The organism is Burkholderia sp. BCC0405 (assembly GCF_902833075.1).
Classification (GTDB): Bacteria; Pseudomonadota; Gammaproteobacteria; order Burkholderiales; family Burkholderiaceae; genus Burkholderia.
The window spans coordinates 1-26096 of the sequence record NZ_CADFEO010000022.1 but is presented as its reverse complement, the minus strand read 5'-3'; the positions used below and the strand labels follow the sequence as shown (position 1 = coordinate 26096).

Genomic DNA, 26096 nt, shown 5'->3' with positions numbered 1-26096 from the left:
CCTCCTTACTCAACGAATCTAAATTGTTTATATCGTGCTCTCAACGTCGATAACGTAGGCCGACGCAATTGATTTCGCAAGCTCATTTCTCGCGCTTCTGCCTATCATTTTTCTCGTCGGAACACGGCCTGCCGGCCGCACCCGAACGATCCGATTCCCCGCCCTGTCCACCGCTTTCCGGAGCACGCCGATGAACCTGCAACGTTTCCCCCGTTATCCGCTCACGTTCGGCCCGACGCCGATCCAGCCGCTCAAGCGCCTGAGCGCGCACCTCGGCGGCAAGGTCGAGCTGTATGCGAAGCGCGAGGACTGCAACAGCGGCCTCGCGTTCGGCGGCAACAAGACCCGCAAGCTCGAATACCTGATCCCCGACGCACTCGAGCAGGGTGCGGACACGCTCGTGTCGATCGGCGGCGTCCAGTCGAACCAGACGCGTCAGGTTGCGGCCGTTGCCGCGCATCTCGGGATGAAATGCGTGCTCGTGCAGGAGCACTGGGTCAACTATGAGGACCCCGTATATGACAAGGTCGGCAACATCCAGCTGTCGCGGATGATGGGTGCCGACGTGCGGCTCGTGTCCGACGGCTTCGACATCGGCATCCGCCGTAGTTGGGAAGAAGCGATGGAGAGCGTGCGGCAGGCGGGCGGCAAGCCGTATCCGATTCCGGCCGGCTGCTCCGAGCATCCGCTCGGCGGGCTCGGCTTCGTCGGCTTCGCCGAGGAAGTGCGGCAGCAGGAAGCCGAGCTCGGTTTCAAGTTCGACTACATCGTCGTGTGCTCGGTGACGGGCAGCACGCAGGCGGGGATGGTCGTCGGCTTCGCGGCGGACGGTCGCGCGGATCGCGTGATCGGGATCGACGCATCCGCGACGCCGGAGAAGACGCATGCGCAGATCACGCGCATCGCGCGGCACACGGCCGAGATTGTCGAACTCGGACGCCGCATCGACGAGCAGGACGTCGTGCTCGACACGCGTTATGCAGGCCCCGAATATGGGCTGCCGAACGACAGCACGCTCGAGGCGATTCGTCTGTGCGCGCGGCTCGAAGGCGTGCTGACCGATCCCGTGTACGAAGGAAAATCGATGCACGGGATGATCGACAAGGTTCGGCGCGGGGAGTTCGAGCCGGGCTCGAAGGTGCTGTATGCACACCTCGGCGGCGCGCCGGCGTTGAGTGCGTATGCGGAGATTTTCCGACAGGGGTGAGGCGGGCCGGGCGGAGGTGCGGCGCGCGCTGTTAGCGCCCGTTTCGAGCCTCCGCCGAACGGGTGCCAGGCGGCGCGGTTCGTCGATGCCGCGCGCGTCATTTGCTCGTTAAAAGCACGCGTGCTCGGACGAGCCGCGCTGCGGACCCACGTGACAGACCGTTGCAACGAGCATGTGGGCGGCAAGAACACATCTAATTCGCATCGACCTCTCCCTTGCGCCGAAACAACCGCGACACATACGCGCCTGTCAGCATCACGAGGAACCGGCTGTTGGTCGACAAATAGCGCTTCCACATCCGCCCCGGTTCCTGGATGACGCGGAACGCCCACTCAAGGCCACTGCGCTGCATCCACAGCGGCGCACGCTTCACCTTCCCAGCCACCACGTCGAACGTCCCGCCTACGCCCATTACGAAATCGACGCCCAATTGGGATTTCCAGCGATTGATGAAGTTTTCCTTGCGCGGCGACGTAATCGCAACGAACAGGAGCTTCGCGCCCGACATACGAATCTGGTCGACGACGGTACGCTCGTCATCCCAGAAGTAGCCATGGTGAATACCGGCAATCCGTAACATCGGGTACTTTGCCGAGACTGCGCAGGCCGCCTTTTGCACAACGGCCTCGGAGCCGCCCAGCATGAAAACCGGCAGGCCGTCCTGCTGGGCCATGTCGAGCAGGCGCTCGAACAGGTCGACGCCGGCGACGCGCTCCGAAACGTCATGGCCAAGCAGGCGGGCGCCCCACACGACACCCATCCCGTCGATGTTGACAATATCGCAGGCATGCACCGAGGCGGCCAGCTCCGGATCGGCCTGCATATTGACCAGCTTGGCGACGTTGACGACCACGTGCTGCGTGAATTGCGAGCACGCAATGCGATCGCGGATCAGCTCGACGGTTTCGGTCATGGTGCCGACGTCCATCGGACAGCCGAACAGTTCAATGCGATTCATGCGAATTCTCCCCGGGACAGGGAATAGGACGACAGAGCGTCGGGCTTGACGTGGTTCGCAAGAAGGCCGATCGAGTAGAACGCCCACGCTTGCGTCCATCGCAGGTAGTCAACGCGATTGACGGAACGACCCGTGCGCTGATAGGCGAAGCGGCGTTCGGCAGGCAGGTAGAGCGTCTGCATCGCGCGATCGAATACACGCTGCGCCAGCGGGCGGTCGGACTCCACCGGTGACACCGTCAGCAGCGTGATCAGCGCTTGCGCGAACGAATGCATGTCGAGAGGCCAGATCCGGTCGGCGTAGTATTTCGCTGTGCCGTCGGGCGTGAAGAACGTGTTCCGGTAGTACTTGAGGCCCCGATCGATCGCGTCGTCGAAACGCCTCGTGCCAGCGGCCTGTTGCAGGCAGTGCAGCGCCTCGAGGTTGTAGCCGGTGTGGAAGCCGTCGACGAATGCGTGATGACTACGCAGGCCGTAAGCCCATGCGCCGTCGTCGCGCTGCATCGACACGCTGAGCGTCGCCGCACGCAGCGCGCGTTCGCACATCGCGGAATCGCCGGTTCGGCGAGCCGTCTCTACAACGAATGCGGTCACCCACAGGTTCGCGTTGTGGACGAACGCTGATTCGCCCGGGATGTATGCGTAGTATCCGGAACCGTCGTGTTCCGTATAAAGCGAATCGAGGAAGTATCCGGCATCGACAGCCGTGTCGATGAAACGGGAATCTCCGGTCGCGTCGCCAAGCGCGTACAGCGCCCGCGCGGCGTAGCACGTCGTGATTGCGTTCGGCGTGCCGACCGGCACAAAGAAGGCGCGCGCCGCCCAGTCGAAGTGATAACCCCATGCACTATGGCGCCACAGCCGCCGGTCGACGCGTTGCTCCAGCAGCCAGTTGCCTAGCAAGCGCGCTTCCGCAACGCTCGTTCCGTCGCCGATCCGGCGCTCACGTTCAAGCAAACCGAGAATGATCAGCGCGATACCCTTCGGATTCCGCTTGCGTGGGACGCCGGCCAGGCCGCGCAGATTGATCGGGCTGCGCTTGTGAAATTGAAGCCACGCGATGCGCGCGAGCGGCAAGCATGACAGGCCGGAATAACGAAACAGGCGGCTGTTCAGGCCATCGAACGGATCGTGGCCCGCGTAGTCGTGGCGCTGGCAATGCGCGAGCAGGCCGTCGGCGACGGCGGCGGGATCGGGAAATGCAGTCATCAATCGTTTCTCTTGACATCCACGGAGACATCGCCGAAATACACGGCGAGTGCATCGACGTCAGTGGGATAGGTTTGCCAACTTGGCTTGTAGATGCCGAACTTGAGATAGCTGTGCCGATCGCCGACATAAGCGTTCGGTATGCCATTCGCATCGAAAACGGCGAGTTTGTCCTTCCACACCTGCGTAATAGCCTGGCGCCCCGATGAATCGGGCGCATAGAGGATCGTCCAGTCAACCCATCTTCCCCGGTCATTCGCGGCGCAGCAGAGATGTCTTTGCGTGTCATGCGTCGTATCGTGGCCGCCGCGGACGGATATGATGTATTCCGATCCGAACAGTTGCAGCATGACCGGGGGCGAGCCGCTATGCTCACCCTGGTGAATTTGAGTGATGATTGCGAATTGCTTGCTGTCGAATCTGAGATCGCTCGGAAGATAGGTGCGCCACCGGATCAGATATTCATGTCCGGGAGCAAGCTGGATGTTGCGCGGCAAGAGAAATTCTGCCCTCGGCAACCGATTGATCAGATGGGAAAAATCCTGACTCTTTCGAAGTTCGACTCGAATCGCGCGACGGCCGGAGGCAACCGGATCGTCCACCAGCGTGATATTCGTCGGCGTGGTTTGCTGGAACGTCAGGCCGTTCAGACCGTTATGCCACGAGTTCGAATAAACGGATTGGTAATCGGCAGACTCCACGCGAACTGCCGTCGTCGTTGCACAAGCCACGACCAGTATTGATCGGAGCCCTGCCGCAATCAGCACAGTGCCGGACGTGACGGGCTTGCCGAATTTCATACGGCGGCTCCGTTCGTGATGTCGCGATAGCAATGAACATACCGCTCCGAAATAACATCGGCGACGTAGTCCTGTTTTGCCCGGGACAGTGCGGCGGCTTTCATGCGCGTCGCGAGCGCCGGATTTTCGAGTAGTTGACGAACACGGCCGGCAAGTGCCTCGGCGTCATTGGGTGGGACGAGATACCCGGTCACACCTTCTCTCACCAGATCTTCTAGCCCGCCAACCCGTGTGGCGACGACAGGCACACCGCAGAACATGGCTTCCAGTGCTGCGATACCGAATGCCTCGAACTGGCTAGGCAGACAGAACACGAATGCGTTTCGATAGAACGAGAGTTTGTCGTCGCGCTCCAGCCATCCCTCGAAATGGACTCGATCGATCACGTCATGAGCGTGTGCAACGCCACGCCATCGCTCCGTATCACCTTCGCCGGCCAGCCTCAGCGCGATATCGAATCCCTGCCTCGTGAGTAGGCCGAGAGCCTCGATCAGCACGTCGACGCCTTTCTGGGTCGACAGGCGACCGGCAAATGCGATATAGGGTTGAACGCAGGCCCGCGGGCGATCATGCGAACCGCAGTGCATTGCATCATGTTCCGCATCCGTCGCGAAATTGGCAACGACGCTTGTATCGTCAGCGTTTCTCCGAAACTGATTCAACAGCCGTGCCGACGCAGAAGACGCGCCGATTACCGCGTCAGCGCCTCCTATGAACTGACGTATTGCCGCACGCGTCACGCCGTCGGCACGTGCGACAAAGCGGTCGAAATTACCCGAATGCAAATGGAACACCACCCGTCGTCGCATCGCTTTCGCGATCATATAGAGGGCGAACTTTCGGTAGAAGGAACCACGCTCCGAAACGTGGAAATGCACAACGTCGGCTCCCCTTGCGGCAAAGATGAAATTCGGCATGTCCGACGAAAAGAACCGCAGTGATGAACCGGTGTTCTGGAAGCCATGTGTTTCGAAGATCGTCGTTCCGATGTCGGCACGCTCGAAGCTGGCCCGCCGGGCGGCCAGTTCCCCGAGTACCGAAGCAATACCGCCGCGTTGACCATATCCGGGACCGACGTGCAATACGTTGATCCGGTTCGCGTTGGGAATCCCCGCGTCATTCATCTCATGTCTCATTCGATTCCCCCCTCGATGACCTGGCATGCGCGGAGAACACATACATCATCAGCAACGCTGAAAACACATAGGATGGCGAGAGAAATGCCATCGAGAACAGATTGTCGAAACAAAACGCAAGAACGACATACATCCAGATCATGTTTTTCCTCCTGGATTGCCCATAGAAAAGCATGAATGCAAGCCAGAGAATCGCGCCAAACAAGCCCATTTCGACAAACAAATGCGGGTAGAACGTATCGGTGGTCTTCAACACACCGTCGAGCCCATACCAGTTGAAGTGATAGGTCTGATATAGCGGCGAGTCGTACTTTACCGACGCGGGGCCGCCGAAACTCCCAAGGCCCTCACCGAGCAAATTGCCGTTCAGCAGAGACTCGAACATCACCCGATAGGATTCCGCTCGCGCCGAGTTACCGGAGAGGATGTAAAACGACAGTTTCGCCATCGCGACCCGAACGAACGAATCGAATAATCCGATCAGGAGAAACAGAGTTCCGGCCAGCATCGCGAGAAGCGACACCGCCCAGACTCGAATATCCCGCCAGCCAAGAAATACCGGGTAAAGAATGATCGCGACGTACATCTTGAAAGAAAATCCGAGCAGCGAGAACAGCAGGAATACCCACGACCATTTCAGCCTGGACGAATTGCAAAAATGGAAGCGACACAGCAGAAAAGCACAAAAGTTGATGAAGCTGAATTCCGAAAAGAATCCCATCCACCCCTGCGCACGCAGGAACAATCCCGAGTCGATCCGCACCGGCATGAACAGCGGCAACCCGATCGCGTACGACACATAGAAATACAGCTGGAACAGGTCGTTGCTCACGACCACGCCGATGAACGTCCTGACCAGCACGTCGAGCCGGTCGCGGTACGGGAAGATCGCCACCGTGATCGCGACCGGAAAGAGGAAGCGGACGAGTTCCTCGATCCCTGCATGGACGTTGAACGACAGCAGCATCCCGATGCAGAGCGACACGGCGATGGGGAGCGCGACGACGGCCAGCCGGTGAAAGCGCGGGCGCAGCAGAATCGCCGCGAACACGAGGCCGAACGCGCTCATCTTTACGACCTGCGAACGATCGTCGTCGAGCGTGAGCAGCGTGTCGCTGACGCAGAAGACCAAGTAAGCGAGCGCCAGCAGTCCGGCGCCCAGGTCGGCGACGCGCGATCGACGATGCGGCACGATCGCCGGGAATCGGGCGGCCGCGTTCATGGACGCGCTCCCGACGCCGCCGGCGTCGCTTTCGTATCGGCTGCGTCCAATGCCCCGATCGATTCCGCATAGGCCGTGCATACCCGCCGTGCATGCATCACGACGATCGCGTTCCGGATCAGCGTCACGACCACCGCGGACGCCAGCATGCAGAAGAACCCGGTTTCGCCGCCGATGACGGCGCAGCCGCCGAGCAATGCGACGAACAACACCGACGTACCGATGTTGATCCGCGCGGTGACCGCGCTCTGCTCGAACACCATCATCACGTTGCTGCTGACGACACCGAGCACGCCGGCCGCGCACTGGATCGACAGCAGCACGCCGCCTGCGAGCACCGCGGACACGCCGTGGCCGTCGAGCCCGTATCGGTAGGTCAGTCCTGCCACCATCGCAAGATTCGCGACAAGTACGACCAGATTCGACAGGTCGATATTGCGCCGCATCGCGCCCAGCGTCGCATCGAGCGGCGCCTTGTCCTTCTTCCGCTTCACGAAGTCCGGCAATTGCGCGATCGAAATGGCGCGCGGCAGCAGGTTGCCGATCGCGGTCACCGAAGAAAACAACGACAGCATTCCCGCGAACGACGCACCGCACATCGCCTTCGCCACCGGTACGGTCACCAGCGCGATGCCGCCGGACAGGAAATTGGTCAGCCCGAACTGCAGCCCCTTCACGTCGATGCGCATCGAAAACGCGCGACGATCGGGTGCGCCGATCGCGGCGAACATCGCGACGGCCACCACGACCAGCGCAACGGCCAGACACGACGACGCGGAATGGCCGTGGCGCGTGCCAATCCACAGCATCGCGCACGAGCCCACGATCAGCAGGCAGTCGAACGCGATCGTGATCCGGTAGCGGCGGTACGACACGAAGAAATGTCGCGCGAGCTGATACACGGTCCAGCCCCACATCAGCGCGACCACGCCGCCGAGATCGAACGCGACGAGACCGGTCGCGGACACCAGCACACATACGAACGTGGCGGCCACGGCGGTCCATCCCGCCATCGACACCAACGAGTAGAACGCGCCGCGCGCCGCCTGCTTCCCGTCGGTCGCCGGTACGCGTACCAGAATCAGCGTCGCCCAGCCGATGGCCGTGAAGAAGCCGATCATCTGCGCGATCGACAGGTTGGACGCCGCAGCCCCAAGCTCGTCCAGCGAATAGATCCGCTGGATGACCCAGAACGTCAGCACGCGATAGAGACCGGGCGCGCCGGTACAGACAAGCGCTTCGACACGGCCCAGCAGCTTTTCGGCGTCGGCATTCCGCAGCATGATGTTTGTGCGCCCGCCCGTTACCCGCGCGCCAGTATGCCGCGCGTGTCGATCACGACCTTGGTCTGCAGCCGCACCGGGTCCATTCGCCGGAACGGCGCGTGATCGACGAGGATCACGATCACGTCGGCTTCGGCCAGCGCGGTGTTCAGATCGCACAGCCGGGTCTTCGCTTCCAGCGACGCCGGCAACGCGGCGATGTTGGGTTCGACGACCAGCAGCGTCGCACCGGCGTTCCGCGCCAGCGCTTCGACGATCTCCATCGCCGGGCTCTCGCGCAGATCGTCGATATCCGCCTTGAACGCAAGCCCGAGACACGCGATCACCGGCTCGCGGAAGCGGCTCGCCGCCTGCCGCACGCGCTCGTAGACGAAATGCGGCTTGTCGTCGTTCACGTTGCGCGCGGTTCGGATCAAACGCGCGTGCTCCGGCGCGGAATCGACGATGAACCACGGATCGACCGCGATGCAATGGCCGCCCACGCCCGGCCCCGGCTGCAGCACGCTGACGCGCGGATGGCGGTTCGCCAGCCGGATCAGTTCCCACACGTTGATGTCCAGTTGGTCGCAGATCACCGACAACTCGTTCGCGAACGCGATGTTCACGTCGCGAAACGCGTTCTCGGTCAGCTTGCACATTTCGGCAGTGCGCGCATCGGTCAGGATGCACTCGCCGCGCACGAACACCTCGTACAGTTCCTGCGCACGCGTGCCGCATTTGCGCGTCATTCCGCCGATCACGCGGTCGTTCTCCACGAGTTCGCGCACGACGTGGCCCGGCAGCACGCGCTCGGGGCAATGCGCGATACGGATGTCCGAGCGCTCGCCGGTCTGTTGCGGAAAGGTCAGGTCCGGGCGTTGCGCCGCGAGCCACGCGGCAATTTTTTCGGTCGCCCCGACCGGCGAAGTCGACTCCAGCACCACCAGGTCGCCCTTCTTCAGCACCGGCGCGATCGACCGGCATGCGGCCTCGATATAGGTCAGGTCCGGCTTGTTGCCATCGGCAAACGGTGTCGGCACCGCGATCAGGAACGCATCGGCCGGCTCGGGCGTTGCCGTCGCGCGCAGGTAGCCTTGCGTCACGGCGGCGTGCACGAGCATGTCCAGTTCGGGTTCGACGATATGGATCTCGCCGCGATTGATCGTGTCGACCGCGTGCTGCGACACGTCGACGCCGACCACGCTTTTACGGCGCGCGGCAAAGGCCGCCGCGGTGGGCAGGCCGATGTAGCCCAGCCCGATGACGGAAACGGTTTCGAATGACATGAATGAGGTTCTCCAGACGTCGGGGGATTCAGCAGGGCGAGCCGGCCAGGTATGCCGGCCCCTGCGTCAGGATCGGCGGCGAGACCAGCAGATCCGCAATCCGCTCGCTTGCGCGGCCGTCGCCATACGGGTTGTGCGCGCGGCTCATCGCGCGATAGGTGCGGCCGTCTTCCCAGAGCTCGACCACCGCGCCGACCAGCCGCTCGACTTCGGTGCCGACCAGCCGGACCGTGCCCGCCCCGACGGCTTCCGGCCGCTCGGTGGTGTCGCGCATCACGAGCACCGGCTTGCCGAGCGACGGCGCCTCTTCCTGGATCCCGCCGGAGTCGGTCAGGATCAACCACGCGCGGCTCATCAGATAGACGAACGGCAAGTACTCCTGCGGCTCGATCAGCATGACGTTGCCGATGTCGCCGAGCAGCCGCGTGACGGGTTCCCGCACGTTCGGATTCAGGTGCATCGGGTAGACGATGCGGCACTCCGGATAGCGCTTCGCGATGGTCGCGAGCGCTTCGCAGATCTGCTCGAACCCGCGGCCGAAATTCTCGCGGCGGTGCCCGGTCACGAGAATCATGCGCCGCTCGTCGTCGACGAACGGAAACCGCTCGCGCATCTGCTGCACCAGCGCCCCGTCGTGCTTGAGGCGCTCGGTAATCGTCAGCAATGCGTCGATCACGGTATTGCCGGTCACGTGCACGCGGTCGGCTTCGACGCCTTCGGCCAGCAGGTTCGCCCGTGAGGTTTCGGTGGGTGCGAAGTGATGCAGCGCGAGCGCGCCCGTCACCTTCCGGTTCGCCTCTTCCGGCCACGGTGAATACAGGTTGCCGGTGCGCAGCCCGGCCTCCACGTGACCGACCGGAATGCGCCGGTAGTACGCCGCGAGCGTCGCGCCGAGCGTCGTGGTCGTATCGCCGTGCACGAGCACGAGATCGGGCCGGAACGATTCCAGCACCGGGTCGAGCGCATTGAGGATGTGCCCGGTCAGGCTGCCGAGCGTCTGCCCGGCGCGCATCAGGTCGAGATCGAAATCCGGCACGATGCCGAACAGGTCGAGCACCTGATCGAGCATGTGGCGATGCTGGGCCGTCACGCAGACGCCGCAGCGCACGCCTTCGCGGGCCCGCAGCGCGTGGACGAGCGGCGCCATCTTGATGGCTTCCGGGCGGGTGCCGAACGTAACGAGGATGTTTTCGTGGTGATGGGTCATCGGAATCTCCGTCGGCGGATCACGTGCGATCCGCAGCGGTTTGCGAATCGGCGCTGTCATACCCGTACGCGCCGTAGTTGCCGTACCGAGCGGAGCGCAGCCCCGGCCGGAAGCCGTTGAACACGACCGCGGTCGCGCGCGCGCCGGCGCGTTCGATCCGCTTCGCCGCTTCGAGCAGTTCGCCCGAGGTCGTCACGCCGGCGCGTGCCGCGAGCAGGATCGTGTCCGCATGCGCGGCCAGGACGACGGCGTCCGTCACCGGCAGGAGCGGCGGCGCATCGAGCAGCACGACGTCGTAATCGCGTGCAACGTGCGTCAGTAACGCAGACAGACGATCGGACGACAGCAGTTCGACGGGCCGGTCGACGTGCGGGCCGGCCGGTAGCAGGTCGACGTTCGGCGCGACGTCGCGCACGATGGCGGCGGCGGCGGTCCCGCCGCCGCGAAGGACGGTCGACAGGCCGATCTCCGGCCGCGTGCCGAAGCGCCTGGCCAGCTCGCCACGACGCAGGTCGCCGTCGATCAGCAACACGCGCTTGTTCGACTGTCCGAGCAGCGCGGCCACGTTGGCCGACACGAACGATTTCCCGACACCCGCGGACGGTCCCGTGATCAGCACGCGGTTGCCGTCGGGCCAGTCCATCAACTGGAACCGCAGCGCCGTGCACAGGCTCCGCAGCGCCTCGACCGCGGGTTCGTTCGGTCGCGTCAGCGCCAGGACCGTCGCCTCGCATGCCGCAGCGTCGCGCTGCGCGAGCCGGCGTTGCGCAACGCTGTGCGGAATCGTCGCCATCACGTTCAGGTTCGTGTCGCGCTCGATCTCCGCGGGATCGGTCACGCCGCCGAACAGCACCGCGCGGCCGACGACTGCGCACGTGCCGAGCACGAGCCCCATCAGTGCGGCAATTACCGTGACCAGCGCGGGCTTCGGCCGCACGGGCTCGTCCGGCACGATCGCGCGATCGATCACGCGCACGTTGCCGATCTTGCTCGCGGTCGCCAGGCGAAGCTGCTGGATGCTGTTCAGCAGGCCGACATAGATCTCCGTTTGCACTGTCACATCGCGGCGCAGGCGTACGACGTTCTGCTGTGCGTCGGGCAAACGCCGGATCGTGTCGTTGATCGTCCCGATCTGTGCCTTGGCAGCGGCGATCCGCCGGTCGACCGCCGCGAGTTCCGGGTGAGCCGCCGTCAGCGTCGACGCCAACGCCAGCCGCTTCTGTTCGAGTTCGAACAGCGACATCTGCGCGGCGGTCGATTGCGTCAGCATCGCCTTCGCCTGCTCGGTCAGGTCCACGATTTCGTGGCGGGCCTGGTATGCATTGAGGCGATCTTCGGCGGCGCGCAACTGACGCTCCACGGTCGGTACCTGGTCGCTCAGGAACGCCAGCGACTTCTCGGCGGTAGCTGCCTTGCGGCTCGCGTTCTGCCGAACGTAGTTGTCGGCGATCGCGTTCAGCACGGCGGCCGCACGCTCCGGATCATGGTTTTCGTACGACACGCCGATCACGCCGGACTGATCCTTGCCGCGATTCGCTATCGTCAGTTTCTTCTGCAGTTCGGCGAGCACGACCTGCCTCGAGTCCGCCTTCACGACGAACTGTGCGCCCGCCTCGGCTTCGATGCCGGCCACCTGCAGCGTCACGTCGCCTGCGGCCGTCTTCACGCGCAGCGGCGCGCCGATCGCGCCTTCCACATCGCGATCGAGATCGCCGCCGGACAGACGATAGCGACCGTCACCAAGCGACGTGACGATGAACGCATGTTTCTGGAAGTCGCGCGGCACGTCGAATGCCGGAACATCGATGCGCTCGTTGCCCCAGACGAATCCGCCGATCCCGAACAGGCCGGGCGTCGACAGCCCGCGATTGAAGCGTGCGACGGCGGAGCCGATCACGGGGATGCGGCGCGGATGCGCTTCGATATGCAGATGCCGACCGTCGACGACCGGTTCGGTCACGAGCCGCGAACGCAGGATTTCCATCTCGCCGTCGTCGGTCGACTTCACGTCGAACAGCGCGCCGAGGCCGCCGACGAGCCCGCCCTCCGCCATGCCGCGCAGGTCCGAGCCGCCGCTTTCGACCTGCACGGCAATGTCTGCCTTGTAGACCGGCTTCGCGACGAGTGCATAGCCCGCTCCAAGCGCGGCACACGTCGCCGTGACCGCGACGATGCGGCCTGCGTGCCGGATCAGCAGGTCGAGGATGCCGCGCACGTCGAGTTCATCGGCGTCGCGTAAATGAGGTTGGCGTGGGTTCGATGCGTTCATTTGAGGCTCACTGCAAGTGTTCCGGCGCATCCGTGCCGGTATCCGGATGCTGCTGCAGGTTCGGGTCGAAGGTGGCGATCCGCGCGGCCCAATCGGCAACGCCGTGCTCGATCAGCTTCGTCGCGTAGTCGTAGACGTAGCGGCTTCTGCGGTACGGATCAGGAACGTCGATCCGGTAGCGCTCGGTCAGGCGATACACACGGCCGCGCGTCATCGGGAAAGTCCGCTCGATCAGCTCGCGATGCGCGACCTCCATCACCAGAATCAGGTCGGCCCACCGGCAGGTCCGGTCATCGACGCGCCGGGCCCGATGCGCCGACAGGTCGAAGCCACGCGCGATCAACAGCGCGTTCATCACAGGGTCGGCCGGCGTCCCGCCGATCGCCGCGACGCCGGCCGACTCCACCGTGCGACCGGGCAGCGCGCGCGACAACAGCGCCTGCGCGGCCGGGCTGCGGCATACGTTGCCGGTACACACCACCAGGATCCGTTTCATCATTTCGTGACGATCGCGGCCGTCAGGCCCGCGTTGATGGCCGGAAGCAGTTGCGCGAGCACGCGGCCGAAGCGCGCCAGCTTCGTGCTGTCGACGTACACGACGTCGCGCGGCTGCAGCTCGAACTCGTTGGCGAGCACCATCGACACCGGCGACCTGCCATCCAGATGAAACACCTGCGCCTGCCGGTCCGCGCCGGCGCGAATCACGTAGGTTTGCTTCGGATCGGCCGTGCCCTGGTTCACGCTGCCCGCCTGCGACAGCGCGTCGGCCAGCGTGAGCCGGCCGTTGCGCTGCGGCAGCGCCGTCGTCGGCTTGTTGACTTCGCCCATCACGTACACGCCGAACTGGTCGCGCGCGCCAACCTGCAGCAGGTCACCGTTGCGCAGCACGATGCGCGACGGATCGACGCGCTCGCGAATCAGCCCCGACAGGTCGACCGGATAGGCGGCGCCGTCACGCACGAGCGTCATACGGCTCTGATCGGCGTCGGCTGTGAAGCCGCCCGCGCGCGCGACTGCTTCGAACAACGTCATCGGCGTGTCGTTGAGCGATTGCGCGCCAGGCGCATGAACTTCGCCGTCGATGTAGACGCGATTCGCGCGATACGACGCAACGCGCACCGTCAACTGCGGCGCGACGAACCACTTCGACAGCCGCGCGCGCAGCGCGGACTGAATCTCGCTCGTGTTCATGCCGGCGACATGCAGTTCGCCCACGTACGGAAAAGCCAGGTTGCCGGCCTGATCGACCACGAAGCCCGCCGGCGGATCGGCAGGACGCACCTGTTGCGTGCCCGGGTTGCCCTGCGCCGCGGCCAGTTCGGGGTGATCCCACACGGTGATCTGCAGCACGTCGCCCGCGTCGATCGCGTATGGCGCCGGCGCGGCAAAGAGCGCCGCGCGCATGCGTTCATCCTGTGCGCGCGCCTCGCGCCGCTGGGCCGCGATCAACTCGCCGTCGATCGGCCCGATCGGCACCGACGCCACCGCTTCACGCAGAGCGGGTGCGTTTTGCGGCCGGCCGAGCGATGCCGCATCGATGCGATGCATCGTCACCGTCAAGCCGCCCTCATATGCCTGCGTCGCGATACCATCATCGTGAGGCGCATCGTGCGCAACGTTCATATGCATGCCCGGTTCGACCGCGCAAGCGGACAGCAGCACGACGGACAAGACCGTCATCGCCGATCGCAATCGTTGCGCCCGTGAGCCGGGCCGTTTTCCTGTTTCCATTTCCATTGTCCAGACGCCGTACGTCGGCGCGTCATTCAATAGGCATTGCGATGCGTGAATCCATACAGAACGGTCGCCGCCACGATCCGCATATCCATCGCAAACGACCAGTTATTCAGGTAATAGAGATCGTGTTCGATCCGCCTCTGCATCTTCTCGATGCGATCCGTCTCGCCGCGATGACCGTTGACCTGGGCCCAGCCGGTAATGCCCGGCTTGATCCGGTAGCGCTGGATATAGCCGTCGACCAGGTGCCGGTAGAAGCGGTCGTGCTCCACCGCGTGCGGGCGCGGCCCGACCACCGACATGTCGCCCTTCAGCACGTTGAAGAACTGCGGCAGCTCGTCGAGGCTCGTGCGCCGCAGCAGCGCGCCGACACGCGTGATGCGCGGGTCGCCTTGCGTCGCCTGCCGGACTTCGCCCGGCTCGCTCGGGTCGCACATGCGCATCGTCCGGAACTTGTAGATCGTGAAGACGCGCCCGTAAGCGCCCCTGCGTTGCTGCCGGAACAGCACCGGCCCCGGCGACGAAAACTTGACCGCCAGCGCAACGACGGCCATCAGCGGCGCGATTCCGATCAACGCCAGGCCCGCGAACACGCGATCGAACATCGCCTTGCCCGCCAGCGCCCGCGCGGACAGCGGCGACGAGACGAGATCGAGCGCGCGGCCACGAATCGCGCCGTCCGGATGAAGCGGCGTCATGCCGGTGAGATCCGGCATGAAGCGGATGTCGACCAGATCCTCGGCGAATGCGCGGACGATCTCGCCGACGCGATCGGCCTCCGACAACGGCAGCACGATCCAGACTTCCCCGACCTGTGCGCGACGCACGTGCTCGACGAATTTGGCCAGGTCACGATGCACGGCCGGTTCTTCCGGCCCGATCGGCGACGGACCAGCCATGTCGAAGATCGCGGCTATCCGGAACGGCCGCCACGTTTCACGCGCATCGCGGCCAACGAGCGTCCGGCAACGTTCGAGATGCCCGACGAGCGCAACCGGTTTGCGCCGCGCACGCCGCGCCGCCGCGACAACGCCGAGCCACCACCGCACGGCCTGCGACACGACGAGCGCGACCGCCGACAACGCGAACCAGCCGGCTACCCAGTCGAGCGCGACGGGGAATTGCCGGTCGTGCGCCGTGGCGGAAATCGCGCCGACACACAACGCAACGGCCAGACAGGCCGGCGCGAGCCACACGCGACGCCATGACAGGCGGCGCTCGGGATCGCCGTACAAGCCGACCAACGGAAACAGGAGCAGCGCGCACGCGATCGAAACGGCCATCAGCACGGCATCCGATTCAGCAGACGGCGAGCCGCCCAGCCAGCTTCTCGCCGCCCATGCGGTAGCGACAAGCAGCGCGGCATCCAGCAACCTGAACCGCGACGCTTTTCCGCGAACGGCGGGGGTGTATCTAGTTTGGTTTAACGAAGGCATAACCCTGGGCGATCACCGTCGCGGTCGATCGGCAATGGAACTGCGGTGCATCGTCACGCAATGCATGCCACGCCGGCACGGATCGACTCCCGAACCGATGATCGATTTCATCTATTGTTTAGCAATACGAACCTGATTCGATTGACACAGGCCTTCAATCAAATGTTACGAACTGTTGATTTTCGAACCTGGTGGACGTGGCCTGACAACTTCAACGAGACCGACGCTCTCCGCTTACCACGAGCTCATCGCTTATCGAGACGATGTAAGACTTGGATACTGCCACCACGATCTGACGTTTTAAATCGTTCAAGTCCGAAACAAATTGATATAGAGATGTTTCTTGTCCTATTTGCCAATGAGGTCCCTGCCTACATGGCAGATTGATTGATGTCAATTGATCAAGCACGCGGTGCGATGCGCATCGGGTCACTTCGCGAGACAGTGTGGAAGCACCGTCATCCCGCGGACACGATGTCCGACGATTGCGACGTGTGTCGACGTTGCGATAAGTGCGGCGTCAATGCGCCGCTACGCGCGGGTGGTCGGTTTTCGCTGCGCGTCCTGACGAGCAACGCGCGCCGGCGTCACTTCCGCGCTTCGTCTCGGGTGCCGGCCGACCCGGTGTCGACGTGCATCGACGTCGCCTGTTCCGACATGACGTCCCGGCTCCGCGACGAATTCGAGGATCTCGACAGTGACAAAAGGGCGCGCGTGTGCCGCGCGCTCGTCACGATGCCGCTCGTGCGCATCCATCGCGGCAACGTCAGCGGCAACGCTCGGCTCACGTGTGAGAACAAGAAAGTCTGCTTTGAGCGTGATCGAAATTTCGCAGCGAGATCGCGTACGGGGCGCAATCCGACGCGTAAACGAAACGCCGCCGGCAAGCCGGCGGCAAAAGATGCGTCCATGGATGACGCGGCGCACCTGAGGCACTCGATTCGGCAAGCGCGGGGCATTCAGCAGTGAACGACCCGCGCGACGCCGCTGTGCCAGCGTCGCCCGCTCAATTCTGCGTGAGCGGATTCAGCGTCGTGCACAGGAAGCCCGTGCAGTTGGCCGGCTTGAAGTAGAACGACGCCATCACCGGAGTCGACGTGCCGAGCGCGAGATCGCCCAGATACGCGGCGCCCTGCGCGCCGAAATTGTTCGACTGCTGGACGAAGCTGTCGCCGGTCGACTGGATCGCGGCCGACTGGTACGTGAAGGTCGGCGACTGGGTCTGGTCCTTCACGTAGACCCACGAGATCGTGCTGCCGAACAGCATCCCGCCCTTCGCGCGATAACCCTTCGCGCCTTCGCTGTTGGCCTGCGCGATGAAGTCGCTGACGTTCGTCGCCGGCACCAGCGCATCGTACGTATAGGTCGCGTTCGACGCGTTGTTCTTCATGTACACGTTCGCCTGCACCGATCCGACCATCATCGGGCCCAGGAACCAGTAGCCCGACTGGCCCTGGCCGTTCGCCTGCGTGAGGAACGCGTTCGTGTCGGCCGGCAACGCCGTCGTCGCGTACGTATAGGTCGCCGACGAGCCGCCGTCCTTGCGATAGAGATAGCCGTACGTGAGCGGCCCTTCGTAGCGGTAGCCGCTCGTGCCTTGCGCGTTGGCCTGGTTGACGAAGCCCGTCATGTCGGACGGCGCCGCCTGCAACTGGTACGTGTACGTCTGCGCCGCGCCGTCGTTCACGAAGATCGAACGCGACCCGCCGTTCGACGCGTTGTAGAAGTAGTCGCCCAGATAGCGATAGCCCTTCGCGCCTTCGCTGTTGAGCAGCGTCAGGAAGCTCGCCTGATCCGCCGCGGTCGGCTGCGCGTCGTAGCGCAGCGTCAGCGTGCTGCCGCCCGAGCCACCGCTGCCGCCGCTTCCCGTCCCGCCGGAACCGGTGCCGCCGGTGCCGCCACTTCCGCCGTTGTTGCTCGTGCCCGATCCGCCGCCGGCCGAAGCGGGCGAGGCATTGTCGTCGCCGCCGCAAGCAGTCAGCGCCAGACAGGTCAATACGATCAATGCAACGGCTTTCATCGGAATCACCTTTCAAACGAACAGGACGAACGCAACCGGTACGCGCGAATGGTTCCGCACGCACGGACCATCACGAATCAAGCATCAGGAATCGGCCGGCGGCGCCCCGCCGGCCCGGGAACGTCAGTTGACCTGGAGCTGGCCACCGCGGCCGAGGCCGCCCTTGACGTCCTGCGCCTTGTAGCTGCGCAGCGCAACGACCATCTTGTTGTACGCGTCGATGAACGCGACGACCGTCGCCTTGCCTTCCGGCGTCGTCGAGAAGCCCGCGAGCGCGCCGCCCACGCCGCCGCCGAAGCCGCCCAGCGCCGCGCCGTAGTTGGTCGCCGTCGAGCTGCCTTCCGACGCCGCGATCTGCACGGCCGAGCGCACGTCGAACAGCGTCAGCGTGACGACCGATGCCTTCGTCTGCAGGTGGCCCGCCACCGCCGCGACCGCGCTGTTGCCGATCAGCCCGCCGATCATGCTGCCGATGCCGCCGATCGGCGAATCGTTGATGACGATCTGCGGTTCCATGTAATAGTCGGCCGCGACACGCTGGCCCTTCTGCTGCTTCGAGCCCGCGCGGTATTCGCCCGAGTTGCGTTGCAGCTGCGTGATGCGCGACAGGCGCGCGTCGCTCTTCTGGTTGCCGATCGACGTGATCACGAAGCAGTTCGACTGCTGGACGGCCAGGCGCAGCAGCGGGTCGATCGTCGTCATCTTGGTCGCGCTGCCGAACGGGCCCCACCAGTCGGCGTTGCGGCCATCATCGACGGCAATCGTGCCGAGCGGCGACGCGCAGCGCTGCAGCCCCGAATCGGCGCCGGCGCTCGTGCCGCCCGCGGCGGCACCGGTCACGCCCGCGTTCTGGCCGCCGGGCGTCACCACGCCGCCGCAGCCCGTCACGGACGCGCAAAGCGCCGCCACCAGCGCACCTTGAGTGAGACGTTGGGAAAGGATGGTCTTCATGTCGTTATTGATCGATTAGAGTCGTTGTCCGGCTTATGTGTTCGTGCGAACTTCGATAAGCCCCCCGGCTGGCGCGCGATGGTGGTCTCCCCGCTGCTGCCCCCGTTGCTTCAGGCCCGGTCAGTAGTACCAGTACGTCTGCTGCCAGACGCCGTAGTACGGATAGCCCGAGTACCAATAGTCGTAATAGCGGTCACGCCATTCCGTGCGCCATTTCCAGTCTTCTTCGTCTTCCTTCTTGGCCTTGCGCGCCAGGTCGAGCAGCTTCTTCGACTCCTTGTCGCCACGGCCGGCCGCGATCGACAGCCACTTCTCCGCTTCGCGCGCGTCGGACCCCATTTCCTCGAGGCCGAACAGGTAGAAACTGCCGAGCGCCTTCTGCGCCCGCAGGTCGCCGCGCTCGGCGGCCTCGCGCATCCACTTGAGTGCCTGGTAGCTGTCCTGGCGCACGCCGTCGCCGCGGAAATAACGCAGGCCGAGGTCGTAGGCGGCCTTCGGCTGGGTCTTCGCGGTCTGCTTCAGCGCAGCGATGCGCGGGCTTTCCTGGTCTTCCGAATCGTCCCTTTTTTGGTAGGACACCTGATCTTTAGGACGGTCGGAACAACCTGTGTCGTCGCAGATCCGCACCGTGTTGCTGGTGATCGACGGATCCTGCGCGCACGCGGCCAGTAGCAACAGCAGCCCCGGTGCGAGTAAACGGCGGTACATTGTTACTTCCCTCAGGTTCTATTGGCGCCGCAATTCTTCGAGCTATCCCACCCCGGCGAGCTCGTACCCGGCGGCGCGCGGCGCAACGGATACAATCCGCCAACGCCGACACGCACTCCAAGGCTCTCTCAGGTTCTCTCTTCGAATCGTTCAGTCACTGCTTCATTGTTCCCGCGTTTCGCTGCACCGCCTGTGGCCGGCATCGATCTCCAAACATGACGCGAAAAACAATAGTGACGTGGTGAGCAATAATAATGGAGAAAAATGGCATGTCAAGGTCATTCGCTTTTTCAAAGCTTGCATGACGCGTCAGTTTTGATATGCTCACCCTCGCCAAAACCCCTGGAGACCCCATCGAGATGTCCAACAGCGAGCAGGCCAACGTCGATCTGATCACCGCCAACAAGGTGCGCGACCTACTGAACCGGAACGGCATTCCGCCGCGAAGTCACAACACGACGATCGCGAACGTGCTCGGCCTGAGCTTCTCGGTCGTCACGCGCAAGATGAAAGGCCTGATCCCGTGGAACCTGTCGCAGTTGCAGGACATCGCGACGCACTTCGGCGTGCCGCCCGCGATCCTGCTCGACGACAAGGGCACGCAGCCGGCCGCCGCCGAGATGGTCGACGCGACGCTCGTGATCGAGTCGCGGCGCTTCCGCTGCCGCGCCGCGATCTCGACCAAGGCCAGCAGCCAGATCGAGACGGATTTCGTCGCGCTGCAGTGGCAGGGCGAATGGCTCATCACCGAGCGTCAGCACGCGCGCGAAGGCCGCACGTATCCGGTCGACGTCATCGAGCTGCGCTCGACCCAGCCGAACGTGTATGCGGCGCGGATCGCCGTGGTCGACGATTCGCAGGATGTCGCCGAAACGGTATGTGAATATTTCATCGAAAAAGGCGTGAACGCGATTCCGTACTTCGACGGCGCAGCGTTCCGCAAGGCGCTGGAGGTCGAGGATTTCGACGGCTACATCCTCGACTGGATGCTCGGCGACCAGACGGCCGCCGAACTCGTGCGCGGCATCCGCTCGAGCGAGAACAGCGGCGCGCCGATCTTTCTGCTGACCGGAAAGATCTCGACCGGCGAAGCCAGCGAGGACGAAATCGCGCACATCGTGTCGCACTACAACGCGCGCTGCGAGGAAAAACCGGTGCGCCTGCCGATCCTGTTCGCCGAAGTGGCGCGCGAACTGAAGATCCCTCTGCCGGCTCCCGCCGCCGCGAACTGAGGCCGCAACGACAAATCACCACCGCACGACCGAGGGCACGACATGCGAATTTCGACCATCTGGATCAAGAGCCTGCTGACGGCCTGCCTGCTCGGCATCGCGGCCGCGACCTGGGCCGCTTCGTCGTTTACGTTCACCGTCGACGGCAAGATCGACAAGCACAACCAGCAAGGCGGGACGGCCTACGTGTTTTCCGAGCAGGCGCTGATGGCGCTGCCGCAGCACACGATCGTCACGTCGACGAGCTGGACGCCGAAGGCGACCTTCACCGGCCCGCGTCTGTCCGACGTGCTGAAGATCGTCGGCGCGCACGGCACGCAGATCGAGTTCCACTGCATCGACGAATACACGTTCACGATCCCCGTGTCCGACGCCGATCGTTACGGCGTGATCCTCGCGCGAACGATGAACGGCAAGGTGCTCGGCAACGACAACTATGGCCCGCTGTGGATCATGTACCCGCGCGACCAGTATCCCGATGAACTGAAGACGCCGCTCGGCGAGGCCAAGTTCGCGTGGCAGATCATCGGCCTGACGGTGAAATGAAACGCCGGCGATGGAAAAATAGAAAAATCATCCTGGTCCTCGGCTCGCTGTGGATCATGGGGTTCGCCGCGTGGGCGTTCCTGCTGTGGGACCTCCTCGCCACGTCGGTCAACGAGGGCGTGCTCGAAGGGCCGCGCGAAGGCGTGTTCTGGACTGCCGCGCAATACCGGAACGTCTATACGCGATTCGACCGGCAGCTGATCCTCTACGCAACGCAGCAGGACGACGACTTCGATCACGTGCAGATGCAGCTCGACAGCCTGTCGGTGTCGTTCGGGTTCCTGCAGCGGCCCTCCGAAGTATCTGAATACTGGCTGCGCATCCCGCGCGCGCGCAACGAGATCGGCGCGCTCGGCGAATTCATGACGCGCCTGAAGCACGACGTGCCGTTGCTGCGCGGTGCGCCGAAGAACGCGCGGCAGCTGATCGACGAGGTCAATGCGTACTGGCCGAAGGTCAACGGCCTCGCGAACTACTTCCGCGCGATCGAGATGGCGCAGCGCGACTTCACGTTCCGTCAGCTGAAGGAAAAGCAGCGCGCGATCCTGATCCTCGGCACCGTGCTCGGCGTGATCCTGTGCGCGCTGTTCCTGCTGCTGTTCTACACGATGCGCACGCGTGACGACCTGCTCGAACGACAGGATGCGGCGCTCGACGCCGAGCGCAAGGCGTCCGACCGCGCGTTCGAAATGATCGAGGCGAAGAACGCATTCCTCGGGATGGTCAGCCATGAGTTGCGCACGCCGCTGCAGGCGATCTGCGGGTCGATCGAGATCCTGCTCGCGCGCCCGCAATCCGACGCGAACCTGAAGACGATCCGGCGGTTGCAAAATTCCGCGCTGTCGCTCGAAGCCCTCGTCAGGGACCTGACCGACTACATCAAGCTGCGCTCGACCAAGCGCCTCGCCGAACTGGAAACGGTCGGCATGGCGTCGCTGCTCGCCGAAGTCATCGAGCCGCTGCGCAAGAAGATCGCGGCCAGGCGTATCGCGGTCGCGCAGCAGGTCGAACCGCGCGATCTCTCGATCCGCTCGGATCGCAAGCTGTTGCGACAGGTGCTGTCGAACCTGATCGAGAATTCCGTCAAGTACACGCTCGGCGGATCGATCGACATATCGATCGCACTCGCCGACGCACCGGCCGGCAAGCAACTGACGATCGCCGTGCGCGACACGGGCACCGGCATCGCGAAGCAGCATCTGCCGAAGATCTTCGAGCCGTTCTATCGTGCGAACGACGCGGTCGGGCTGCATGTGGACGGGATCGGCATGGGGCTTGCCGTCGTGCGCGAAATCGTCACGACGCTGCGCGGCCATGTGGACGTGCGCAGCGTGGTCGGCGAAGGCAGCGAATTCGTCGTGACGCTGCCCGTCGAAGTGCCCGACGTCACCGAGGCCGCCGGCGAAGCGCCCGCATGGCCGGCCGCCGCCGCGCATCGCGGCCGGCGCGCGCTGGTCGTCGACGACAACGACAACGCGCGCGAAACGCTCGGCGCGATGCTGTCGGCGCTCGGCATCGACGCCGATCTGTGCGGCACCGGCCAGGAAGGCGTCGCGCGCTTCGGCACGGGCCGCTACGACATCGTGGTTCTGGATCTCGAACTGCCGGACCTGAGCGGCTTCGAGGTTGCGCGCCGCATTCGCGCGGTCGCGCGGCCGGACGACGACGGCCGCCATCCGGCGATCCTCGGCGTCAGCGCGTATGAATCGGCCGCGCTGCGCGAGAACCAGCGCGTGTTCGACGAATTCCTGCCGAAGCCGGTACACCTGCGCGAACTCGGCGCCCTTGTCGAGAAGTTGCTCGGCTGAATCGGCGTGCCGCGTGCAAACGCGCACGGCATCGCGCGCCGGCGCCGCGTCATGCGCTCCCGCTCACATTCCCGTTCATTCGCCGATCAGATGCAGGACGATATCGCGCCGGTGCGCCGCGCGACGATGCTCGAACAGATAAATCCCCTGCCAGGTGCCGAGCACCATGCGGCCATGCTCGACCGGAATCGACAGCTGCACCTGCGTGAGCGCCGTGCGCAAATGGGCGGGCATGTCGTCGGGGCCTTCGGTGTCGTGCTCGTAGCGGCTTTCGTCTTCCGGCGCGAGCGTCGCGAAGTAGCGCTCCAGATCGCGCCGCACCGACGGATCCGCGTTCTCCTGGATCAGCAGCGAAGCCGACGTATGCCGGCAAAACACGGTAAGCAGGCCCGTGCGAATCGACTGCTGGTCGATGAACGCACGCACCTGCGGCGTGAACTCGACGAGGCCGCCGCCGTGCGCATCGACGGCGATATGCGTGATGGCTTGTTGCATGGCCATAGCGTCAGGCCAGCGCCGCGAAACCGTCGGCTTCGATCTGCCGGGCATCGGTGGGGCGCACGACGCGCGCGACTTCGACGCCGTCGCGCAGGAACACCAGTGTCGGCCACAGCTTGACGCGGAACGAGCGGCCGAGCGGGCGGCCCGGCCCGTCCTCGATCTTCAGGTGGCGCACGGCGGGATGGGCGGCGAACGATTCGACGATCGCGGGCTGCGCGGCCGCGCAGATGCCGCACCAGTTGGCGCCGAATTCGATGACGGTCGCGCCGGCGAGTGCGTCGACTTCCTCGCGCGTGGGCGCGTTGGCGGTATAGCGTTGCAGCGTGTCCATCGGGGCCCTCATGTGCAATTCCGGAATGTGGCCGTGCGGCGCGCGAGGCGCGGCGGCATGCGGCCTGCGATTTCTTACTGTAGCCGAAAAGCCTGCGTGGCGCCGATGCGCTCATGGCCGCTCGCGCGCCGCGTGCTCGCGCCGTTGCCGCGCATCACAGGCACTGGAGGGCGAGCAATTTTCGTGCGTCGCCGCATCGCGACAATCCCCGGATGAGACGACAAGAATCGGAGCGCCGAGCGGCCGCAACAGGATCAGCATGCAAACCGATCCCTCAACGAAGCGAAGGCCCCGACCATGAACGCTCCGCATCGCGTCACCGAACCGAACATCCTCTATTTCGGCACGCCCGTCGTGCTGGTCAGCACGCTGAATCCGGATGGCACGGCCAATCTCGCGCCGATCTCGTCCGCGTTCTGGCTCGGCTGGCGCGGCGTAATCGGCATCGCCGCCAGTTCGCAGACCACCCGCAACCTGCTGCGCACCGGCGAATGCGTGCTGAACCTGCCGTCCTCCGCGCAAGCGCACGCGGTCGACCGAATCGCACGGACGACGGGCACGCATCCGGTGCCCGACGGCAAGCGCGCGAAGGGCTACGTGTACGAACCCGACAAGTTCGGCACGGCCGGGCTGACGGAGACGCCATCGCAAACCGTGCGGCCGCCGCGTGCGCTCGAGTGCCCGATTCACCTGGAAGCGGTCGTCGCGGCCACGCACGGCCTCTCCGATGAAACACCGGACCTGCGCGGGAAGATCACGCTGTTCGAGGTGCGCATCCAGCGCGTGCACGTGCATCCGGACCTGCTGATGGACGGCCATCCGAACCGCATCGATCCGGACAGATGGTCGCCGCTGATCATGAGCTTTCAGCGATTTTACGGCCTGGCGCCGCGGCAGCTGCATGCGTCGAGGCTCGCCGAGATTCCCGAGCGCGCGTATCGCAGCCCCGACATCGAGCGTTCGCGCGAGGCGGGCGTGCCGGCCGACGCCGGGCGGTGATGAAGCGCGATGTGGCGGCCCGCGCCGGCCGTTGCGCCGAGACCGATCGGATAAAATACGGCCGGCCATGCTCATTGGCCGATGACCGAACCGACGGAGTGTTTTCAGTGATTCAAGCTACCCCAGTATTCAAGGACAACCTCGCGCAATTGCCGGCCATCGACGGCATCGCGCGCATCGATCTCGTCGGCGCGAACGGCGACGTGGTCGCCAGCATCGAGAACCAGCCCGGCAAGCAGGGTTCGCTCGCGGTCTACCATTACCTGAAGCAGGCATTCGGCGCGCTCGACGCGAAGGCTGCCGAGCATGGCCTCGCGGTGTTCGCGGAGCACACCGCCGACGCACGCAACCGCCCCGGCGCGCACCCGAACGTCGATCGCCTGCTCGCGATCGTGGCCGGCGGCGACGCGCTACGCATCGACGTCGTCGCGAAGGGCTGAGCGACAGGCGGGACCATGACGCCGCACCTCGATGCGCTGCACGCTCACGCATCTCGTCAACGGGCGCCAATGCATGCCGCGTCATCGTTCCGCCGTCCGAGCCGCGCGATTCAGTCATGCGGGACCGAACGCCCGCACGCGCCGGCAAACACGCTCCGTTTTCGTCGAGCGCGCGCAGTCGCCCCTCGTCCGAGGTGCGGCTTGACGAACCCCTCGCCCCGCCCGCCGCCCGTCATTCTCGCGATCGGCTCCTTGATTTAAACGACGCCCCGGGAAAGCCGCCAGCCATCTCGCCGACAAATCGTGTCGTTCGTCACTCCACCACGCCAAGCTTTTCGCAGCCGGCACACACGCGCGTCACGCGTGCATACCCATACGGGACCCGCGTGCCGTAGCGGCATCGAACATGCCGGGCTCGTTGACGAACACGGTACCGTTTGCCAGCGCGACCGGCGCCCGGTCTTGTCCTGGCGCGACGCGTTGCGCCGTGTGCGAGGCGACGGGCGATGCGTCGAATAAAACGGTAGCGAAGGGTACCTGCATGCGGCACTCGAACAGCAGCGCGCCGCCGCACCGTCGTCACTCCACGGGCTCCTCGCGCGCATCGTCGGCATCACGCTGATCGCGGTCGGCGCCGCAGCGGCAGCCTGTTTTTTCTCGGAGACGGCATCGATCCGTCTGACAGCGTGGCGATCGTCGCGAGTACGGAAGCGTTCGCGCTAGTCCATTGAACCGGATGAATTGCACCGGATGCGTCGAGTTGGATCGGAGTACTTCCACTTCAACGGGGCGGCCTGCTTGTTGTATTGGCGGATGTAGCGCATGAGCTTTT

The 26096-nt window shown here is 64.5% G+C and carries 24 protein-coding genes and 1 pseudogene; 7 read left to right on the top strand and 18 right to left on the bottom strand.

Annotated features, from left to right (window positions below; genetic code table 11):
- The first annotated feature begins 190 nt into the window (after nt 1-190).
- On the top strand, nt 191-1207 hold the full coding sequence (locus HWX36_RS29225; protein ID WP_175957073.1) for a 1-aminocyclopropane-1-carboxylate deaminase: 1017 nt from the start codon (nt 191-193) through the stop codon (nt 1205-1207).
- A gap of 193 nt (nt 1208-1400) precedes the next feature.
- On the opposite strand, the gene HWX36_RS29220 is transcribed toward HWX36_RS29225, so the two are convergent.
- From HWX36_RS29220 to HWX36_RS29165, 12 genes are all read right to left on the bottom strand, one after another.
- The gene (locus tag HWX36_RS29220) at nt 1401-2165 is read right to left on the bottom strand and encodes a WecB/TagA/CpsF family glycosyltransferase (RefSeq protein WP_175957071.1); all 765 of its coding nucleotides are present in this window, start codon (nt 2163-2165) and stop codon (nt 1401-1403) included.
- Nucleotides 2162-3241, bottom strand: coding sequence for an aspartate-semialdehyde dehydrogenase (locus HWX36_RS29215; RefSeq protein ID WP_244136544.1), 1080 nt, complete (start codon nt 3239-3241; stop codon nt 2162-2164). Before HWX36_RS29215 ends, HWX36_RS29220 begins: the two co-directional genes overlap by 4 nt.
- Nucleotides 3242-3372: 131 nt before the next feature.
- Nucleotides 3373-4173, bottom strand: coding sequence for a polysaccharide lyase (locus HWX36_RS29210; protein WP_175957069.1), 801 nt, complete (start codon nt 4171-4173; stop codon nt 3373-3375).
- Nucleotides 4170-5297 carry a glycosyltransferase family 4 protein gene (locus HWX36_RS29205; RefSeq protein WP_244136543.1) on the bottom strand — a complete coding sequence of 376 codons (1128 nt, stop codon included), beginning with the start codon at nt 5295-5297 and terminating at the stop codon, nt 4170-4172. Before HWX36_RS29205 ends, HWX36_RS29210 begins: the two co-directional genes overlap by 4 nt.
- 1 nt (nt 5298) lies before the next feature.
- Nucleotides 5299-6531, bottom strand: a complete 1233-nt coding sequence (locus tag HWX36_RS29200; protein ID WP_175957063.1) for a hypothetical protein — start codon at nt 6529-6531, stop codon at nt 5299-5301.
- Nucleotides 6528-7814, bottom strand: coding sequence for a hypothetical protein (locus HWX36_RS29195; protein ID WP_175957061.1), 1287 nt, complete (start codon nt 7812-7814; stop codon nt 6528-6530). Before HWX36_RS29195 ends, HWX36_RS29200 begins: the two co-directional genes overlap by 4 nt.
- A gap of 20 nt (nt 7815-7834) precedes the next feature.
- Nucleotides 7835-9079: a UDP-N-acetyl-D-mannosamine dehydrogenase gene (wecC, locus tag HWX36_RS29190; RefSeq protein WP_175957059.1), complete on the bottom strand. Its 1245-nt coding sequence runs from the start codon at nt 9077-9079 to the stop codon at nt 7835-7837.
- 28 nt (nt 9080-9107) lie between these two features.
- A complete protein-coding gene (gene wecB, locus HWX36_RS29185; protein ID WP_175957057.1) occupies nt 9108-10286 on the bottom strand; it encodes a UDP-N-acetylglucosamine 2-epimerase (non-hydrolyzing) in 1179 nt (392 codons plus the stop codon).
- 19 nt (nt 10287-10305) lie between these two features.
- Nucleotides 10306-12555: a polysaccharide biosynthesis tyrosine autokinase gene (locus HWX36_RS29180; RefSeq protein ID WP_175957055.1), complete on the bottom strand. Its 2250-nt coding sequence runs from the start codon at nt 12553-12555 to the stop codon at nt 10306-10308.
- Between the two features lie 7 nt (nt 12556-12562).
- Nucleotides 12563-13054, bottom strand: a complete 492-nt coding sequence (locus tag HWX36_RS29175; protein ID WP_175957053.1) for a low molecular weight protein-tyrosine-phosphatase — start codon at nt 13052-13054, stop codon at nt 12563-12565.
- The gene (locus tag HWX36_RS29170) at nt 13051-14235 is read right to left on the bottom strand and encodes a polysaccharide biosynthesis/export family protein (protein ID WP_347879235.1); all 1185 of its coding nucleotides are present in this window, start codon (nt 14233-14235) and stop codon (nt 13051-13053) included. The genes HWX36_RS29175 and HWX36_RS29170 overlap by 4 nt, the downstream gene beginning before the upstream one ends.
- Nucleotides 14236-14321: 86 nt before the next feature.
- Complete coding sequence (locus tag HWX36_RS29165) at nt 14322-15728, bottom strand: undecaprenyl-phosphate glucose phosphotransferase (RefSeq protein ID WP_175957038.1); 1407 nt, start codon at nt 15726-15728, stop codon at nt 14322-14324.
- 390 nt (nt 15729-16118) lie between these two features.
- On the opposite strand from HWX36_RS29165, the gene HWX36_RS29160 reads away from it, so the two are divergent.
- On the top strand, nt 16119-16697 hold the full coding sequence (locus tag HWX36_RS29160) for a hypothetical protein (protein ID WP_175957032.1): 579 nt from the start codon (nt 16119-16121) through the stop codon (nt 16695-16697).
- Between the two features lie 37 nt (nt 16698-16734).
- Here the strand turns inward: HWX36_RS29160 and HWX36_RS29155 are convergent, their stop codons facing one another.
- The 3 genes from HWX36_RS29155 to HWX36_RS29145 all read right to left on the bottom strand — a co-directional run bounded on the left by HWX36_RS29155 (nt 16735) and on the right by HWX36_RS29145 (nt 19407).
- A complete protein-coding gene (locus HWX36_RS29155; RefSeq protein WP_175957030.1) occupies nt 16735-17748 on the bottom strand; it encodes a hypothetical protein in 1014 nt (337 codons plus the stop codon).
- A gap of 123 nt (nt 17749-17871) precedes the next feature.
- Nucleotides 17872-18699: a hypothetical protein gene (locus HWX36_RS29150; RefSeq protein ID WP_175957028.1), complete on the bottom strand. Its 828-nt coding sequence runs from the start codon at nt 18697-18699 to the stop codon at nt 17872-17874.
- Between the two features lie 120 nt (nt 18700-18819).
- Nucleotides 18820-19407, bottom strand: a complete 588-nt coding sequence (locus tag HWX36_RS29145) for an SEL1-like repeat protein (RefSeq protein ID WP_175957026.1) — start codon at nt 19405-19407, stop codon at nt 18820-18822.
- Between the two features lie 359 nt (nt 19408-19766).
- Here HWX36_RS29145 and HWX36_RS29140 point away from each other — a divergent pair, with 359 nt between their 5' ends.
- From HWX36_RS29140 to atsR, 3 genes are read left to right on the top strand one after another with little or no spacing between them, the layout of a single operon-like run.
- Complete coding sequence (locus HWX36_RS29140; RefSeq protein WP_175957024.1) at nt 19767-20639, top strand: helix-turn-helix domain-containing protein; 873 nt, start codon at nt 19767-19769, stop codon at nt 20637-20639.
- Between the two features lie 42 nt (nt 20640-20681).
- A complete protein-coding gene (locus tag HWX36_RS29135) occupies nt 20682-21185 on the top strand; it encodes a molybdopterin-dependent oxidoreductase (protein ID WP_175957022.1) in 504 nt (167 codons plus the stop codon).
- Nucleotides 21182-22993 carry a hybrid sensor histidine kinase/response regulator AtsR gene (atsR, locus tag HWX36_RS29130; protein ID WP_175957020.1) on the top strand — a complete coding sequence of 604 codons (1812 nt, stop codon included), beginning with the start codon at nt 21182-21184 and terminating at the stop codon, nt 22991-22993. The genes HWX36_RS29135 and atsR overlap by 4 nt, the downstream gene beginning before the upstream one ends.
- A gap of 75 nt (nt 22994-23068) precedes the next feature.
- Here the strand turns inward: atsR and HWX36_RS29125 are convergent, their stop codons facing one another.
- Entirely contained in the window at nt 23069-23488 is a 420-nt protein-coding gene (locus HWX36_RS29125) for a secondary thiamine-phosphate synthase enzyme YjbQ (RefSeq protein ID WP_175957018.1), read from the bottom strand.
- Between the two features lie 10 nt (nt 23489-23498).
- On the bottom strand, nt 23499-23825 hold the full coding sequence (locus HWX36_RS29120; protein WP_175957259.1) for a thioredoxin family protein: 327 nt from the start codon (nt 23823-23825) through the stop codon (nt 23499-23501).
- Between the two features lie 297 nt (nt 23826-24122).
- On the opposite strand from HWX36_RS29120, the gene HWX36_RS29115 reads away from it, so the two are divergent.
- Both HWX36_RS29115 and HWX36_RS29110 read left to right on the top strand, forming a co-directional pair.
- Nucleotides 24123-24824 (top strand): flavin reductase family protein, encoded by a 702-nt coding sequence (locus HWX36_RS29115; protein WP_175957016.1) that lies wholly within the window; start codon nt 24123-24125, stop codon nt 24822-24824.
- Between the two features lie 107 nt (nt 24825-24931).
- Nucleotides 24932-25264 (top strand): DUF2322 family protein, encoded by a 333-nt coding sequence (locus tag HWX36_RS29110; RefSeq protein WP_072438200.1) that lies wholly within the window; start codon nt 24932-24934, stop codon nt 25262-25264.
- 719 nt (nt 25265-25983) lie between these two features.
- Here HWX36_RS29110 and HWX36_RS37395 read toward each other — a convergent pair.
- Nucleotides 25984-26096, bottom strand: a pseudogene (locus tag HWX36_RS37395) (IS630 family transposase); the annotation flags it as partial.

Excerpts from the sequence above, each read along its gene's own strand:
- HWX36_RS29140 (WP_175957024.1), top strand. The coding sequence starts at position 19,767 with ATGTCCAACAGCGAGCAGGCCAACGTCGATCTGATCACCGCCAACAAG.
- HWX36_RS29210 (WP_175957069.1), bottom strand. The coding sequence starts at position 4,173 with ATGAAATTCGGCAAGCCCGTCACGTCCGGCACTGTGCTGATTGCGGCA.
- HWX36_RS29115 (WP_175957016.1), top strand. The coding sequence starts at position 24,123 with ATGAACGCTCCGCATCGCGTCACCGAACCGAACATCCTCTATTTCGGC.
- HWX36_RS29200 (WP_175957063.1), bottom strand. The coding sequence starts at position 6,531 with ATGAACGCGGCCGCCCGATTCCCGGCGATCGTGCCGCATCGTCGATCG.
- HWX36_RS29180 (WP_175957055.1), bottom strand. The coding sequence starts at position 12,555 with ATGAACGCATCGAACCCACGCCAACCTCATTTACGCGACGCCGATGAA.
- atsR (WP_175957020.1), top strand. The coding sequence starts at position 21,182 with ATGAAACGCCGGCGATGGAAAAATAGAAAAATCATCCTGGTCCTCGGC.
- HWX36_RS29205 (WP_244136543.1), bottom strand. The coding sequence starts at position 5,297 with ATGAATGACGCGGGGATTCCCAACGCGAACCGGATCAACGTATTGCAC.
- HWX36_RS29150 (WP_175957028.1), bottom strand. The coding sequence starts at position 18,699 with ATGAAGACCATCCTTTCCCAACGTCTCACTCAAGGTGCGCTGGTGGCG.
- HWX36_RS29165 (WP_175957038.1), bottom strand. The coding sequence starts at position 15,728 with ATGCCTTCGTTAAACCAAACTAGATACACCCCCGCCGTTCGCGGAAAA.
- HWX36_RS29120 (WP_175957259.1), bottom strand. The coding sequence starts at position 23,825 with ATGGACACGCTGCAACGCTATACCGCCAACGCGCCCACGCGCGAGGAA.
- HWX36_RS29145 (WP_175957026.1), bottom strand. The coding sequence starts at position 19,407 with ATGTACCGCCGTTTACTCGCACCGGGGCTGCTGTTGCTACTGGCCGCG.
- wecC (WP_175957059.1), bottom strand. The coding sequence starts at position 9,079 with ATGTCATTCGAAACCGTTTCCGTCATCGGGCTGGGCTACATCGGCCTG.
- HWX36_RS29160 (WP_175957032.1), top strand. The coding sequence starts at position 16,119 with ATGTCAATTGATCAAGCACGCGGTGCGATGCGCATCGGGTCACTTCGC.
- HWX36_RS29175 (WP_175957053.1), bottom strand. The coding sequence starts at position 13,054 with ATGATGAAACGGATCCTGGTGGTGTGTACCGGCAACGTATGCCGCAGC.
- HWX36_RS29125 (WP_175957018.1), bottom strand. The coding sequence starts at position 23,488 with ATGCAACAAGCCATCACGCATATCGCCGTCGATGCGCACGGCGGCGGC.
- HWX36_RS29195 (WP_175957061.1), bottom strand. The coding sequence starts at position 7,814 with ATGCTGCGGAATGCCGACGCCGAAAAGCTGCTGGGCCGTGTCGAAGCG.
- HWX36_RS29170 (WP_347879235.1), bottom strand. The coding sequence starts at position 14,235 with ATGACGGTCTTGTCCGTCGTGCTGCTGTCCGCTTGCGCGGTCGAACCG.
- HWX36_RS29225 (WP_175957073.1), top strand. The coding sequence starts at position 191 with ATGAACCTGCAACGTTTCCCCCGTTATCCGCTCACGTTCGGCCCGACG.
- wecB (WP_175957057.1), bottom strand. The coding sequence starts at position 10,286 with ATGACCCATCACCACGAAAACATCCTCGTTACGTTCGGCACCCGCCCG.
- HWX36_RS29220 (WP_175957071.1), bottom strand. The coding sequence starts at position 2,165 with ATGAATCGCATTGAACTGTTCGGCTGTCCGATGGACGTCGGCACCATG.
- HWX36_RS29135 (WP_175957022.1), top strand. The coding sequence starts at position 20,682 with ATGCGAATTTCGACCATCTGGATCAAGAGCCTGCTGACGGCCTGCCTG.
- HWX36_RS29155 (WP_175957030.1), bottom strand. The coding sequence starts at position 17,748 with ATGAAAGCCGTTGCATTGATCGTATTGACCTGTCTGGCGCTGACTGCT.